We start from the raw sequence: 14465 nt of genomic DNA on the forward strand, positions 1-14465 counted from the left end.
TGCCGAGAGCGTGTGCGCCGAACGAGGTCCGCCACCCTCCACGGCACCCCCACCGTCTCAGGAGACACACCATGTCGCTCACCCGCAGGGACGTCGCCGGAAAGAGCGCGATCACCGGCGCCGGGGTCGCCCTGGCGGGCAGCGTCGGCGTCCTCGCCACCGCGCCGAACACCCTCGCCGCGGCGGACATCGAGAGCACCGAGGCGGAGCCGGCGCACGGGGGCCACCACGGCGTCGGCTACGGCCCGTTGATCCCCGACCCGAACGGCATCCTGGCCCTTCCCGCGGGCTTCACGTACCGGATCATCACCTACAGCGGCAGGACCAAGCTGGAGCCCGGCGAGTTCACGCCCTCCCACCACGACGGCACCGCCGCCTTCGCGGGCCCCCGCGGCGCCACCCTCCTGGTCAACAACCACGAGCTCAAGGGCCCCCGTTCGGCCTGGCGGTACCCCGTCCCGCTCACCGAGGGCCTCGTCTACGACCCCGCCGCGTCCGGCGGCTGCACCGTCGTAGAGGTACGCCGCGACCAGGTCGCCGAGTGGGTCGGCATCGCCGGCACCTCCACCAACTGCGCTGGCGGCAGCACCCCTTGGGGCACCTGGCTCACCTGCGAGGAGACCGAGGACAGGGCCGGCCAGAACGGCATGACCAAGGATCACGGCTACGTCTTCGAGGTCGACCCCGCCGACCGTCGCGCCAACCTCGACCCGAGGCCCGTCAAGGCCCTCGGACGCTACGCCCACGAGGCCGTCGTCATCGACCCCAGGCGCGGCCACGCCTACCTCACCGAGGACGCCGCCGGCCCGAACGGCCTGCTGTACCGCTGGACCCCACCGGAGGGCTTCCGGCACGGCCGCGGCAGGTTCCGCACGCTCGCCGACGACGCCGGCGTCCTCCAGGCCTTCAAGTGCTGCGACTCCGGCGGCAAGTTCGTCGACGACCTCTCCCGCGCCACGAAGACCGGCACGGTGTACGGCGTCGACTGGGTGGACGTCCCGGACCCGGACGCGCAGACGGTGGCCGTCCGCAAGCAGTTCACCGACGGCCAGGTCACCCGCGCCCGCAAGCTGGAAGGCATGTGGTGGGGCGACGGCGGCGCCTACGTCGTCTCCTCCTACGCCCGCGTGGAGAGTCCGGTCCAGCACGACGGGCAGGTCTGGTTCTACGACCCGCGGCGCCGCACCCTCACCCTGAAGGTCCTGCTCGGTGTGCACCGCGACCCGTCCGGGGACGGAGACTCCGACGGCCCGGACAACATCACGGTCTCCCCGTACGGCGGCCTCGTCGTCGCCGAGGACGGCGAGGGCGGCCAGCACCTGTTCGGCGCCACGGAGAGCGGCCGCACCTATCCGATCGCCCGCAACGAACTCAACATCGGCACGGAAGACGAGCCCGAATACGGCGAGTTCACGGGCGTCACCTTCTCACCCGACGGCACGACCCTGTTCGTGAACATCCAGACGCCGGGCATCATGCTGGCCGTCACGGGGCCGTGGATGCGCCGGAAGCGCGCGTGAATCCTCGACACGGCGCCTCGCCTTAGATCACAGATTACTACCTTCTGTGCATATATTTCTCACGCTGAGTAGTCGATGGAGATCTCCATGCTCAGGTGAGAAAGGGTCAACCATGCGTAAGTTCCAGCGCGCAGCGCTTGTGGCCGCAGTGGTCACGGGGCTGTCCGCCCTCGGTGCCGGCACCGGTTTCGCCGACGACAACGACGGTCCGCAGCAGGTCTCCGCGGTCGCTTCCTCCCAGGCCACCGCCGTGGCCACGTGGGGCGCCCCGCACAGCGAGACGCAGTCCGACTCACACTCCGACTCACAGTCGGACGCGCAGTCCGAGTCCCCGTCCGGCTCGCACTCCGACGTGCACTCCGTCTCGGTCGCGGCTCCACCGGCGAAGCCGGCGAAGGAGCCGACGAAACCGGCGAAGCACGAGCAGAAGCCTTCCAAGCCGAAGCCGAAGCCGAAGCCCGAGCACAAGCCTTCCAAGCCGAAGCAAGACCAAAAGCCCTCGGTGTCCAAGCCCGAGCACAAGCCTTCGGCGTCGCAGCCCGATCACAAGCAGCCGGCGAAGAAGCCCGAACACAAGCAGGAAGGCGCGAAGCACGAAGACAAGCAGCACGGCGCGAAGCACAGCCACAAGCACCCGGCGGGAAAGGGCGAACACAAGGAGCACACCGCGAAGCTCGGTCACAAGCACCACACCGCGAAGCCCAGCGACGACAAGCTCACCCCCGTGAAGCCCAGCGACGAGAAGCTCATCCCCGCAAAGCCCAGCGGCGAGAAGGTCAGCGGCGAGAATGAGCGTGCAGCCGACTTCGTGGCCGACGCCTGGGCTTTCCTGCTGGCTTCGGTTGCCTGAGGAATGAGGCGGCGGCCGTCGGCGGGCGGGGCCATGATGGCGGTGTGCCCTGCCCCTCGACGCCCGGCCCGGCCGAAGCCTTCGGCCGGCTCGAGTCGGTCCCCACGCCCCGGACCGCCGTGGTGTGGCTTCCCCCGGCCGAACTCTGGCCCGCCATCCAGCGCATCCGCGTCGCACACGACCCGCAGATCCGCCGCTGGCCACCCCATGTGAACCTGGTCTTCGGGTTCGTACCGGAGGAGGACTTCCCGGCGGCGCTCCCGCTGCTGGCCGCCGCGACCGCCGGGTGCGCGCCCTTCGACATCCGGCTCAGCGGCGTCCACGCATTCCGCCACCGGTCCTACGCCACCGTGTGGCTCGACCCCGCGGCGGCCGGCCTCGCACCCTGGACGGAGCTCCAGCGCGCGCTGGCGGAGCCCTTCCCGTACTGCACGGAGCGCTTCCCGCGCTTCGTTCCGCACCTCTCGCTCGGCCGCACCCGCGCCCCACGCGTCCTCACGGCCGAGTGCGCCGCCCGGCTCGGCGTGCTGCACGCGCGCGTGGCCGAGATCGACGTGCTGTCCCGCCGCGGTGACGGCCCCATGCGCACTCGGGCCACCATCGGCCTGGGCACCGGTGCCGTACACCGGCACCTCGGACCGGACCCGGCCACCGGCGGGTACGAGCCACCCGCGCGGCACTGAGCGGGCGCCGGCGAGCGCTGCGCGGAGAAGGTGCCCCTGCCCGGCCCGCTGGTGCAGACTCGGGTGTCGGCGCCGGCCACCGTCCCGGTGGTCACGGCGGCGGGGACGGCAACGAGTGGGGAGTGACTGGATGCCGCAGGTGAGGCCCATGCGTGCGGACGCTCGACGCAACTACGAGCGGTTGCTGAAGGTGGCGGCGGAGGCCTTCGCCGAGCATGGGGAGAACGCGTCCCTCGACGACATCGCCAGGCGGGCGGGTGTCGGCTCGGGCACGCTCTACCGGCACTTTCCGACCCGGCAGAAGCTGCTGGAGGCCGCGTACGTGGACCGGATCGAGGCGTTGGGGACGCGGGCCGACGAGCTGGCGCGGGAGCTGCCGCCCGGTGAGGCGCTGACGGAGTGGCTGTACGAGCTGGGCGTCGGCACGATCCAGGTGCGGGGCATGAAGGCGCTGCTCGGCTCGGCGGTCACGGACGGCGGTTCGGCGGCGCTGACGGTGTGCGGGACGGTGGTCAAGGGGGCGGTGGCGCGGCTGGTGGAGGCGGCGCAGGCGGAGGGATCGCTGCGGGGTGATGTCGAGCCGATCGAGGTGCTGCGGCTGGCGCACGGGGTGGCCGCGGCGTCGGAGCTGGCGAGCGGGCAGGGGCGACAGCTCCGACGCTACTTGGCCCTGCTGACGGAGGGCCTGCGGCCGACGGGGTGAGACCCGCGCGCCGCCCGGTCCGCCACCGCCCCGCCGTCCGTCGTCGTGTCTCCCGGTCCCAGGACGCCCGTCTCGTAGGCGAGCACCACCGCGTGCGTGCGGTTGTTGGCGTTCAGCTTGGCCAGGATGTTCCCCACATGCGTCTTGACGGTCTCCGGGCTGACCGCCAGCCGCCCGGAGATCTGCTGGTGGACAGGCCCTGGGCCATCCGCCGGAGGATCTCCCGTTCCCGGTTGGTCACGGTGGCCGTCCTGCGGTCCGCATGATCCGGCCCGGCCGGGAAGTGCCGGTGGGCCAGCCGGCGCAGCGTGTCCGGGAACAGCAGGGTGTCGCGGCTCCGGCTGCGGGAGGCCTGGCGGTACTACCTGCTGGCGTGGACCGGCCCGCCCGCCGTCGCCGGCTGCACGCTGGGTCTGGCGGCCGGCCTGGGCCTGTGGCACCCGCACCTGTCCGGCCGGGACGAGGGGGCCGGGCTTGGACGGGTGTGGCCCATGGTGCTGTCCGCCGTTCCGCTGGCCGCCGTGTGCGGGTGGATCGGCGTACGCGAGCGTGCGCGGCAGCGGAGCTGATGTCGGCGGCGCGGCACGCCGGCCCGGTCGGAGCGGGGAGAGAAGCGGCTCTCCGCTCCGACCGGCACGGTGTCACAGCGCCCGCGCCCCCGGCTCCACCATGTTCCGCACCGTCCGGGCCTTCACGAACTCGCCCATCGCCGTCATGTCCCACTCGCCGGAGAACTGCCGGACCAGCTTGGCCATCATCACGCCGGTCTGGGGCTCGGCGTGGGTGAGGTCGAAGCGGACCAGTTCCTCGCCCGTGGCCGCGTCCACCAGGCGGCAGTACGCCTTGGCGACCTCGGTGAACTTCTGGCCGGAGAAGGAGTTCACCGTGAAGACCAGTCCGGTGACCTCCTGGGGCAGGCCGCCGAGGTCCACGGTGATCACCTCGTCGTCGCCCCCGCCCTCACCGGTGAGATTGTCACCGGAGTGCCGGATCGCGCCGTTCAGGATCGTCAGCTTGCCGAAGTAGCAGCTGTCGAGGGCGTTGCGCTGTGGGCCGTAGGCGATGACCGAGGCGTCCAGGTCGATGTCCCTGCCACGGAACGCGGGCTCCCAGCCGAGGCCCATCCGCACCTGGGACAGCAGCGGCCGGCCGCCCTTGACCAGGGACACGGTCTGGTTCTTCTGCAGGCTGACCCGGCCCTTGTCGAGGTTGATCTTCCCGGCGCCGGGAGCGGCGGCGGGCGGGGCCGGGGGCACGGACACCGGCGGGGCGGGCGGGGTGACCGGGGTCTGTATGGTGGGCGCGGGCGGGGTCGCCGGGGTCTGCACAGGGGCCGCCGGGGTCTGCACAGGGGGCGCCGGCGGGGCCGTCGGCCGGGGCGGTGCCGTGGGCTCCTCCACCGTCACACCGAAGTCCGTCGCGATGCCGGCCAGTCCGTCGGCGTACCCCTGGCCGACGGCGCGGGCCTTCCAGGCGCCGCCCCGGCGGTAGATCTCCACGACGACCAGTGCCGTCTCCGTGCCGAGCTGCGGCGGGGTGAACGTGGCCAGCACCGCGCCGCCGTCCGCGTCGCGGACCGTGGCGGTCGGCTCGATGCCCTGGAAGGTCTGGCCGGCCGCGTCCGGGCTGGCCGTGACCACGATCTTCTCGATGTCCGGCGGGACGGCGGCGGTGTCGACCGTGATCGCGTCCGGGGCCGCACCGCCGCCGGACGTGTGGCTCACGCCGGGGCCCGTCGGCTGGTTGTAGAAGATGAAGTCGTCGTCCGAGCGCACCTTGCCGTCGGCGGTGAGCAGCAGGCCCGACACGTCGAGCCGCACCGGCGCGGCCACGTCCACCGTGACGCGGGCGACCGACAGAGGGATGTTCGAGCCAGGGGTCATAGCTGTCATGCCGGGTGAACGAACGACACCGCTTTACCGTTCCCTTACCAGCCGAAAGCCATCGGACGGCCCGCCGGACGGCCTACGGCACGACCACGATCTTCCGCCCCACCCCGGCCGCGAACTGCTCCAGCGCCTGCGGGTAGCGCTCCAGCGGGATCCGGTCGCTGATGAACACCCGCGGATCGAGCACCCCGTTCGCGAACAGCTCGGCCGCACGCTCGAAGCTGTGCAGGACGGCCATCGAACCGGTGATGGTGATCTCCTGGTTGTAGATGCGGTACGGATCGATCGTCACCCGCGTCGCATAGTCGGCCACCCCGAACTGCAGGAACGTGCCCGCCTTCGCCACCCGGTCCAGGCCGTCCTGGATCGCCGCCGCGTTGCCGGTCGCGTCCACGACCACGTCCCAGCCCCGCGGGCGGTCCAGTTCGTCCGCGCTGCCCGCCGCAGCCGAGACGCCGAGCAGACGGGCCGTCTCCAGGCGCGCCGGGTTCACGTCGACCATGTCCACGCTCGCCGCGCCCGTCCGCTTGGCCAGCTCCAGCATCATCAGGCCCATGGTCCCGGAGCCGTAGATCAGGACGTGGGCGCCGAGGCGGGACCGCAGGACGTCATAGCCGCGGACCGCGCACGACAGGGGCTCCACCAGGGCCGCGTCCTCGGTGCGGACGTGTTCCGGCAGCTTGACGCAGTTCGCCACCGGCGCCACCGCATACTGGGCCGCACCGCCCGCCGTGGTCACGCCGATCGCGGCCCACCGCTCGCACAGGTTGTTGTGGCCGGTACGGCAGTAACGGCACTCGTGGCAGTACAGCGAGGGATCCACGGCCACCCGGTCGCCGGTCGCGACCTCGGTGACCTGGCCGCCGACCCCGACCACCGTGCCCGCGAACTCGTGCCCGGGGACGATCGGCAGCTTGGGCGCGAACTCCCCCTGGAGGATGTGCAGGTCGGTGCCGCACAGGCCGCACGCGGCCACTTCCACGACGACCTCGCGCGGTCCCGGCGTCGGGTCCGGGACCTCGGTGACGACGGCGCGGCCCACGGACTCGATGACGGCGGCCTTCATTTCACGGCTCCCAACGACAGGCCCTGGACCAGCTTGTCCTGGGCGGCGAACCCCGCGGCGAGCACCGGCAGGGAGATGACGAGCGACGCGGCGCACACCTTGGCCAGGAACAGGCCCTGGCTGGTGATGAACCCGGTCAGGAAGACGGGGGCGGTCTCGGCGACCACGCCCGTGAGGACCCGGGCGAACAGCAGCTCGTTCCAGCTGAAGATGAAGCAGATCAGGGCCGTCGCCGCGATCCCCGGCAGGGCGATGGGGGCCACCACGCGCGCGAGGATCGTCGGCAGGCGGGCGCCGTCCACGCGGGCCGCCTCGATGACGGCGACCGGGACCTCGGCGAGGAAGGACTGCATCATCCACACCGCGATCGGCAGGTTCATGGAGGTGTAGAGGATGACCAGGAGCCAGATGTTGTCGAGCATCCCGGCGTTCTTGGCGAACAGGTAGATCGGCAGCAGACCGGCCACCGCCGGCAGCATCTTCGTGGACAGGAAGAAGAACAGCACGTCCGTCCACTTCTTCACCGGCCGGACGGACAGCGCGTACGCCGCCGGAAGGGCCAGCAGGAGGACGCAGAGGGTGGAGACCACCGATGCCACCGTGGAGTTGACCAGCGCGGGCCACGGGCTCGGCCCGCCGCCGCTGCCGAAGAACTCGCGGTAGCCGTCGAGCGTCAGCGACGCGGCGAAGGACGGCGGGCTGGTCGCCGCGTCCGCCTCGGAGTGGAAGGACGTCAGGGCCATCCACGCGATCGGCAGGAAGAACACGATCCCGGCGAGCCAGGCCACCAGTCCGAGCCCGTTGCGGCGCAGTACGGCGTTCATGCGCGGGACACCTCCTCGCGGAACAGGGACGACACCACGCGCAGGGCGAAGGTCGCGATGATGATCGAGCCGATGACGACCAGGACGCCGGCCGCCGAGGCGAGCCCGTTCTCGTGGGCCTGGTAGAAGCTCTGGTAGACGGTGTACGGCAGGTTCGCCGTCCCCAGTCCCCCCGAGGTGATCGTGAAGACCGCGTCGAAGTTCTGGACGATGTAGACCGAGCCCAGCAGGGCGCCCAGCTCCAGATAGCGGCGCAGATGGGGCAGGGTCAGATGGCGGAAGACCTGCCAGTCGTTCGCGCCGTCGACCCGCGCGGCCTCGATCTGCTGCTGGTCCCGGCTCTGCAGCCCGGCGAGCAGGATCAGCATCATGAACGGCGTCCACTGCCACACCAGGGAGGCCTCGACCGCAAGCAGCGGGGTGTGCGAGATCCAGTCGGGCTGTGGGCCGCCCACATAGTGCAACAACCCATTGAGCAGGCCGTATTCAGGGTTGTAGAGCACATGCTTCCAGAGCAGGGCGGCGGCCACCGGCACCACCAGGAACGGCGCGATGAGGAGGGTGCGGACGATGCCCCGGCCGCGGAACCTGCGGTCCAGCAGCAGCGCCAGCGCCAGTCCCAGCACCAGGCTGGCCAGCACCACCGCCACCGTGAGCAGCACGGTCGTCCACACCGAGTGGCGCAGGCCGGCGTCGGTCAGCACCTGGCGGTAGTTGTCGAGGCCGGTGAAGCGGCGGGCCTTGGGGTAGAGGGCGTTCCAGTCGAAGAAGGAGATCACCAGCGTGGCCACGAACGGCAGCTGGGTCACGGCGATCATGAAGACGAGGGCCGGCAGCAGCGGGGCCCGGGTGGCCCAGGCGCGCAGCCGGGCCGAGGGTTGCTTCGACGTTCTTGCGGGAGCGGCCGCGTACGGGGCCGTGGTCGTCGCTGTCATCGTCCCTCGTACTCCTTGGAGATCTTCTCGGCGAGCGCCTGCGATGTCTTCAGGGCCGAGGCGACGGACTGGCGTCCGGCGATGGCCGCGCTGATCTCCTGGGAGACCTTGGTGCCGAGGTCGGTGAACTCGGGTATGCCGACGAACTGGATGCCGGGCGCGGGCCGCGGCTGTGTCCCGGGGTCGTTCGGGCGGGCGCTCTCGATGGCCTCCTTGGTCATCTCCTGGAAGGCCGCCGCCGACGTGCGGTAGTCCGCGTTCGTGTACGTCGACGCCCGCTTGCCCGCGGGGACGTTCGACCAGCCGCTGGATCTGCCGACCAGCTGCTCGTACCCCTTGCCGGACGCCCAGGAGACGAACTTCCAGGCCTTGTCGGGATTGCGGGAGGCATTCTGGATGCCCCAGGCCCAGGTGTAGAGCCAGCCGGAGGAGCCGGTCTTCTCGACCGGGGCGGCGGCGTACCCGAGCTTGCCCCTGACCGGGGAGTTCGCCGCCTCCAGCAGGCCGGCCGCGGAGGTGGCGTCGTACCACATGGCGACCTTGCCCTGGGTCATGTCGTTCAGGCACTCGGCGAACCCGGACTGCGCGGCTCCGGACTCACCGTGCGCCCGGACGAGGTCGACATAGAACTTTGTCGCCCTCTCGAATCCCGGGGAGTCCAGGCGGGCCTTCCAGTGCTGGTCGAACCAGGTGCCGCCGAAGGTGTTCACGACCGTCGTCAGCGGGGCCATCAGTTCGCCCCAGCCCGGCAGTCCGCGCAGGCAGATGCCCTTCATGCCGGGCTGCGCGCCGTCCGCCCGCGCTGCCAGGGCGGCGACCTGCTGCCAGGTGGGGTGGGCCGGCACGGTGAGGCCCTTCGCGGCGAACACGTCCTTGCGGTACATCAGGAAGGACGACTCGCCGTAGAAGGGCTGCCCGTAGAGCTTGCCGTCGTCGCCGGTGAGGGACTGCCGCATCGGCTTCAGGACGTCCTGCTCGTCGTACGCCGGGTCCTTCGCGACGTACCCGTTCATCTCGTGCAGCCAGCCGTTGCGGGCGTAGATCGGTATCTCGTAGTTGGAGAGGGTGGCCACGTCGTACTGGCCGGCCTGGTTGGCGAAGTCCTGGCTGATCTTGTCGCGCACGTCGTTCTCGGGCAGGACGGTGAAGTTGACCTTGATGCCGGTCTCCTTGGTGAAGTGGGCGGCGGTCAGCTTCTGCAGCTCGGTCATCTGGGGGTTGTTGACCATCAGCACATTGATGGAGTCGCCGCCGGAACCGGTCCCGCCCGCACCGGCCCAGCAGCCGGAGAGCAGCGGGGCGAGCAGCGTCCCTGCGGCGGCCAGGGCGAGCGTGGCTCGCGGCCTCCGTCGGCTCGGGATACGCATGGATCGCTCCTGGAGATTTAGGGATATAAGGGGCACTGAGGGGCGGGGACGCCCCCTGAAGGGGTGGTTGGACTTTCAGACCCGGATGACCTGCGGGCCCAGCAGGGAGTAGCGGTGGGCCTCGGCGGCCGGGAGCTGGCTGCTCGTCACGATCGCCTCCAGCGCGCCGATCTCGGCGAACCTGCAGAAACTGACCGCACCGAACTTGGTGTGCACGCCCGCGAAGACGGTGCGGCGCGCGGCCCGTACGGCCTGTGCCTTGACCTCGCCGACCGCGGGGTCGGGCGTGGTCAGGCCGTGCTCGCGGGAGATGCCGTTGGCGCCGATGTAGGCGAGGTCCAGGACGAAACCGGCGAGCATCTTCGTCGTCCAGTGGTCGACGGTGGCCAGCGTGCCGGCCCGCACCCGGCCGCCCAGCAGCAGCACCGAGATCTGCTCGGCCTCCGCCAGGGCGCCCGCGACCGGCAGGGACGCGGTGACCACCGTCAGCGGCCGGTCGGCCGGCAGGGCCTCGGCGATGAGCTGTGGGGTGAAGCCCTCGTCCACGAAGACCGTCTCCGCGTCCCCGAGCAGCTCGGCCGCGGCGGCGGCGATCCGGCGCTTCTCGGGCACGTGGCTGGTGGCGCGGAAGGCGAGTGTCGTCTCGAAGCCGGCGCTCTCCACCGGATAGGCGCCGCCGTGCGTGCGACGGACCAGGCCGTGGTCCTCCAGGGCGCGCAGATCGCGCCGGACGGTCTCCTTGGCCACGCCCAGCTCGGCGGCGAGCGCGGTGACGTCGACCGAGCCGGTGGCGCGCGCGGCCCGCACGATGGCGCGCTGGCGTTCTTCCGCCGTCCTTGCGCCCATGCCGTCACCTGCCTTCCCGCGGAACTGCCCGTTCGGGCCCATGAGGGAAGTTCTACAGCGGGGGTGCGGTGCTGACCAGGCTTGTTGCGGGCCCGATACTGCCCGTTTGTGCCCGTTCACCGAGGGCGGCGCCCGGCGTGGACCTGCGAGGCGGCCCCCGGCGGGGTGGGAGCGGGCGGCCCGGATGCCCGAATACGGCGGCGGGCGGGCCCGTTCGGTGCCCGCCCGCACGCGTGAGCGATCGTTTTCGGCCCGGCGGGCCGACGGTGAGGTCAGTACGGCCAGATCGGCGGGTCGTTCACGAAGTGCCCGCCGAGGTGGCTGTGCGCCGGGTTCTCCGGGTCCAGCTCGCCCTGCTCGGCGATCAGCTTCCCGGCGTACGGCTCGGAGTCGTCCTGCGGCTCGTAGCCGAGCGCCCGCGCGGTGGTCAGGTCCCACCACAGCCGGGTGTTCGCGGAGGAGCCGTAGACGACTGTGTGGCCGACCTCCCCGGCGGTCAGGGCCGCGTGGAAGAGGCGGGCGCCGTCGGCCGGGCTCATCCACACGGAGAGCATGCGCACGGTGGTCGGCTCCGGGAAGCAGGAGCCGATGCGCACGGACACGGTCTCCAGACCGTGCCTGTCCCAGTACAGCTGGGCGAGGTCCTCGCCGAAGGACTTGGACAGGCCGTAGAAGGTGTCCGGGCGGCGTGGGGTGTCGATCGGGATCAGCGGCTCGCCCGCGCGCGGCGCAGGGGTGAAGCCGACGGCGTGGTTGGAGGAGGCGAAGACGATCCGGGGCACGCCCTCCCGGCGGGCGGCCTCGTAGAGGTTGTAGGTGCCCTCGATGTTGGACTTCAGGATCTTCTCGAAGGGTGCTTCCAGCGAGATGCCCGCGAGATGGAGGACCGCGTCCACGCCCCGCACGGCCTCGCGCAGCGCCTGCGTGTCGGCGAGGTCGGCGGTGATCGCTTCCGGCTCGCCCTCGACGGGGCGCACGTCGAACAGGCGCAGCGTGTAGCCGTACTCCGGCAGCAGGGACCGCATCAGGGCGCCGAGCCCGCCGGCGGCGCCGGTGAGCAGAACGGTGCGGGGAGCAGGCATCCGTGGTTCTCCTTGTGAACGAAATTCACATTCGTAGGCACGCTAGGGAGTTTCGCCGTGCACCGTCAAGCCTCCTGCGAGGCGGGCGAATCCGCTTGAGTGTCTCGGGTTTGGCTGCTTGACCCGCCGTAAGGGGGCCTTTAGCGTGGTCGCGTTCAGAAACATAGACGTGAATCAGACACATGCACCGGCGCATGTACCGGCGTGGCCCCAAGGGAGAGCCCGTGACGCCAGCTCCTCTCACCGAACGGCTCAGCGATCCGCGCGGGCCGCTCTTCTTCCCCGTCACGGCCTACGGCCCCGACGGCTCACTCGACCTCGACGCCTACCGCACCCATGTGCACCGGGGCGTCACGGCCGGCGCCGCCGCCGTGTTCGCCTGCTGCGGCACCGGGGAGTTCCACGCGCTGCTGCCGGAGGAGTTCGAGGCCTGCGTCCGGATGGCCGTGGAGGCGGCCGACGGACGGGTCCCGGTGGTCGCCGGCGCCGGCTACGGCACCGCGCTCGCCGTCCGCTACGCACGTCTCGCCGAGGCCGCGGGCGCCGACGGCCTCCTCGCCATGCCGCCCTACCTCGTCGTCGCCGGCCAGGAGGGACTGCTGCGGCACTACCGGGAGATCGCCGCGGCCACCGCCCTGCCGGTGATCGTCTACCAGCGCGACAACGCCGTCTTCACCCCGCGGACGGTGGTGGAACTCGCCCGCACCGAGGGGATCACCGGCCTCAAGGACGGCCTGGGTGACCTCGACCTGATGCAGCGGATCATCAGCGCGGTACGCACCGAGACTCCCGGCGACCTCCTGTACTTCAACGGCCTGCCCACCGCCGAGCAGACCCAGCTCGCCTACCACGCCCTCGGCGTCACCCTGTACTCCTCGGCCGTCTTCTGCTTCGCCCCCGAGATCGCCCTCGCCTTCCACCGGGCCCTGGCCGCCGGCGACACGGCGACCGTCCATCGCCTGCTGGACGGCTTCTACCGTCCGTTCGTGGAACTGCGCGCCCAGGGCCGGGGCTACGCCGTCTCGCTCGTCAAGGCGGGCGTACGGCTGCGCGGCCTGGACGTCGGCGAGGTCCGGCCCCCGCTGCACGAGCCGTCGGAGGACCACGTCGGACAACTCGCCCAGCTGATCGAGCGGGGACACGAGCTGCTGCGGGAGATCGCGTGAGCGAGCGCCGGTACGGCTCGCAGGAGGACGCGTGAAAGCGTCGGCGTTCGTCTACCCCTGGGACGTCAACGGGGACCCCGAGGCCCCGGCGCGCATCGCCGGGCTCGGCGTCGAGCAGGTGACCCTCGCCGCCGCCTACCACTCCACCCGTGCCCTGACCCCCCGCCACCCCCGCCACCGCATCGTCACCGCCGAGTACGCGGCCGTCCTCTACCCGGCGGGCGAGCGCTGGACGGGCCGCGGCCTCAGGCCGTACCCCGCCGGCCGCTGGGCCCCCGGTGACGCCTACGGCGAGGCCGCGCAGGCGCTCGCCGCGGCCGGTCTGGAGGTGCACACCTGGGTCGTCCTCGCCCACAACTCCCGCCTGGGCGCCGAACACCCCTACACCTCGGTCGTCAACGCCTACGGCGACCCCTATCCCTGGGCGCCCTGCATCGCCCAGCCCGCCACGCGCGCGTACCTGGTCGACCTGGCCGCCGAGGCCGCCGTACGCCCCGGCGCGCACGGCACCGAGCTGGAGTCCCTCGGCTGGTACGGGCTGCAGCACCTGCACGCCCACGACAAGACCTCCGGGGTGGGGCTGGGGGAGGCCGGGCAGTACCTGATGTCCCTGTGCTTCTGCCCGTCCTGCCGCGCCGGATACAGCGCACAGGGCCTCGACCCGGACGGGTTGGCCGGTTCGGTGCGCGCCGCGCTGGAGCCGCTGTGGCGGGGCACGGCGGACGACGAGGGCTGGCCCACGGTCGCCGAGCTGCTCGGCGAGGAGACGGCCGCCCGCACGCGCGCGTGGCGTGACGACACCGCGGGCACCCTCCAGGAGGAGGCCGTCGCCGCCGTACGCGCCGCCGCACCGGCCGCCTTCCAGGTCCTGCTGCACGCCGACCCGGTCTCCCACCACTGCGGCGCCAACGCCGGCGTCGACCCCGCGCGCGTCCTGTCCGCCGCCGACGGCGTGGTGGTGCCGTGCGCGGGCGGTACGGCCCTGCTGGCACCCTTCGCCGAACAGGCCGGGGAGCGGACGGTGCTGGCCGCCAACTTCACCGTCGTCTCCGGGATGGGCGGCAGCCCCGGCACGCTCGCGGCGGACGCGGCACGTGCGCGTGCCGAGGGGGCAACGGAACTGCGGCTGTATCACGCGGGCCTGGCGTCGGACCCGGACCTCGCCGCGGTGCGCGAGGCGCTGTCCGCGCGCTGAGCCGGCGAAGCCGCGGTCCCGGGCAAGGTGAGGCCGTACAGCGGCAACAGCGGCGCGGGGGAGGCGCGACCGGCGCCGACGCCCAGCCCGAGGATGATGGGCGCGAAGGAACAGGGTGCCGGCGGTGGCCGTCGCCCGGGCCGCCGAGCAGCGGGCCGGGCGTGTGCTGCCGGACGGCGGTGAACGCCGCGACCAGCACACCGGGCAGACCGAGCCCGATCGCCGCGGTGGAGGCGAGGACCACCGCATCCGACGGCACGGCACGCGCGGCCACCGCGAGCGCCCTCAGCGCGATCCCCGCCGCCCCGCCGCCCAGAAGAGGCGTCCCCCGAGGCGGTC

At 72.0% G+C, this 14465-nt stretch carries 15 protein-coding genes; 7 read left to right on the plus strand and 8 right to left on the minus strand.

Translation table 11 applies throughout. The annotated features are described in order from the left end of the window. Positions 1 to 71: 71 nt before the first annotated feature. From ABZ624_RS25110 to ABZ624_RS25125, 4 genes are all read left to right on the plus strand, one after another. Complete coding sequence (locus ABZ624_RS25110) at positions 72 to 1520, plus strand: alkaline phosphatase PhoX (protein ID WP_360093068.1); 1449 nt, start codon at positions 72 to 74, stop codon at positions 1518 to 1520. 112 nt (positions 1521 to 1632) lie between these two features. Further along, entirely contained in the window at positions 1633 to 2370 is a 738-nt protein-coding gene (locus ABZ624_RS25115; protein WP_360093071.1) for a hypothetical protein, read from the plus strand. Between the two features lie 44 nt (positions 2371 to 2414). After that, positions 2415 to 3053 carry a 2'-5' RNA ligase family protein gene (locus ABZ624_RS25120; protein ID WP_360093074.1) on the plus strand — a complete coding sequence of 213 codons (639 nt, stop codon included), beginning with the start codon at positions 2415 to 2417 and terminating at the stop codon, positions 3051 to 3053. A gap of 130 nt (positions 3054 to 3183) precedes the next feature. Then, complete coding sequence (locus ABZ624_RS25125) at positions 3184 to 3756, plus strand: helix-turn-helix domain-containing protein (protein ID WP_360093077.1); 573 nt, start codon at positions 3184 to 3186, stop codon at positions 3754 to 3756. On the opposite strand, the gene ABZ624_RS25130 is transcribed toward ABZ624_RS25125, so the two are convergent. Next, on the minus strand, positions 3714 to 3893 hold the full coding sequence (locus ABZ624_RS25130; RefSeq protein ID WP_360093080.1) for a hypothetical protein: 180 nt from the start codon (positions 3891 to 3893) through the stop codon (positions 3714 to 3716). The genes ABZ624_RS25125 and ABZ624_RS25130 overlap by 43 nt on opposite strands. Positions 3894 to 4064: 171 nt before the next feature. On the opposite strand from ABZ624_RS25130, the gene ABZ624_RS25135 reads away from it, so the two are divergent. Beyond that, on the plus strand, positions 4065 to 4325 hold the full coding sequence (locus ABZ624_RS25135) for a hypothetical protein (protein WP_360093083.1): 261 nt from the start codon (positions 4065 to 4067) through the stop codon (positions 4323 to 4325). Between the two features lie 72 nt (positions 4326 to 4397). Here the strand turns inward: ABZ624_RS25135 and ABZ624_RS25140 are convergent, their stop codons facing one another. From ABZ624_RS25140 to ABZ624_RS25170, 7 genes are all read right to left on the minus strand, one after another. Then, on the minus strand, positions 4398 to 5639 hold the full coding sequence (locus ABZ624_RS25140) for a TerD family protein (RefSeq protein WP_360093086.1): 1242 nt from the start codon (positions 5637 to 5639) through the stop codon (positions 4398 to 4400). 82 nt (positions 5640 to 5721) lie between these two features. Then, a complete protein-coding gene (locus tag ABZ624_RS25145) occupies positions 5722 to 6711 on the minus strand; it encodes a zinc-dependent alcohol dehydrogenase family protein (RefSeq protein ID WP_360093089.1) in 990 nt (329 codons plus the stop codon). Further along, positions 6708 to 7535: a carbohydrate ABC transporter permease gene (locus ABZ624_RS25150; RefSeq protein ID WP_360093092.1), complete on the minus strand. Its 828-nt coding sequence runs from the start codon at positions 7533 to 7535 to the stop codon at positions 6708 to 6710. Before ABZ624_RS25150 ends, ABZ624_RS25145 begins: the two co-directional genes overlap by 4 nt. Beyond that, the gene (locus ABZ624_RS25155; protein ID WP_360093095.1) at positions 7532 to 8470 is read right to left on the minus strand and encodes a sugar ABC transporter permease; all 939 of its coding nucleotides are present in this window, start codon (positions 8468 to 8470) and stop codon (positions 7532 to 7534) included. Before ABZ624_RS25155 ends, ABZ624_RS25150 begins: the two co-directional genes overlap by 4 nt. After that, complete coding sequence (locus tag ABZ624_RS25160; protein WP_360093098.1) at positions 8467 to 9837, minus strand: sugar ABC transporter substrate-binding protein; 1371 nt, start codon at positions 9835 to 9837, stop codon at positions 8467 to 8469. Before ABZ624_RS25160 ends, ABZ624_RS25155 begins: the two co-directional genes overlap by 4 nt. A gap of 75 nt (positions 9838 to 9912) precedes the next feature. Continuing rightward, a complete protein-coding gene (locus ABZ624_RS25165) occupies positions 9913 to 10683 on the minus strand; it encodes a DeoR/GlpR family DNA-binding transcription regulator (protein WP_360093101.1) in 771 nt (256 codons plus the stop codon). Between the two features lie 272 nt (positions 10684 to 10955). Then, a complete protein-coding gene (locus ABZ624_RS25170) occupies positions 10956 to 11765 on the minus strand; it encodes an NAD(P)-dependent oxidoreductase (RefSeq protein ID WP_360093104.1) in 810 nt (269 codons plus the stop codon). Between the two features lie 224 nt (positions 11766 to 11989). Between ABZ624_RS25170 and ABZ624_RS25175 the strand changes: the two genes are divergently transcribed. Together ABZ624_RS25175 and ABZ624_RS25180 are read left to right on the plus strand one after the other, a co-directional pair. Beyond that, on the plus strand, positions 11990 to 12931 hold the full coding sequence (locus ABZ624_RS25175) for a 5-dehydro-4-deoxyglucarate dehydratase (RefSeq protein WP_360093107.1): 942 nt from the start codon (positions 11990 to 11992) through the stop codon (positions 12929 to 12931). A gap of 31 nt (positions 12932 to 12962) precedes the next feature. Further along, complete coding sequence (locus ABZ624_RS25180; RefSeq protein WP_360093110.1) at positions 12963 to 14126, plus strand: hypothetical protein; 1164 nt, start codon at positions 12963 to 12965, stop codon at positions 14124 to 14126. Positions 14127 to 14465 lie beyond the last annotated feature (339 nt).

Origin of the sequence: Streptomyces sp. NPDC007205, assembly GCF_040634095.1 — a bacterium.
GTDB lineage: Bacteria > Actinomycetota > Actinomycetes > Streptomycetales > Streptomycetaceae > Streptomyces.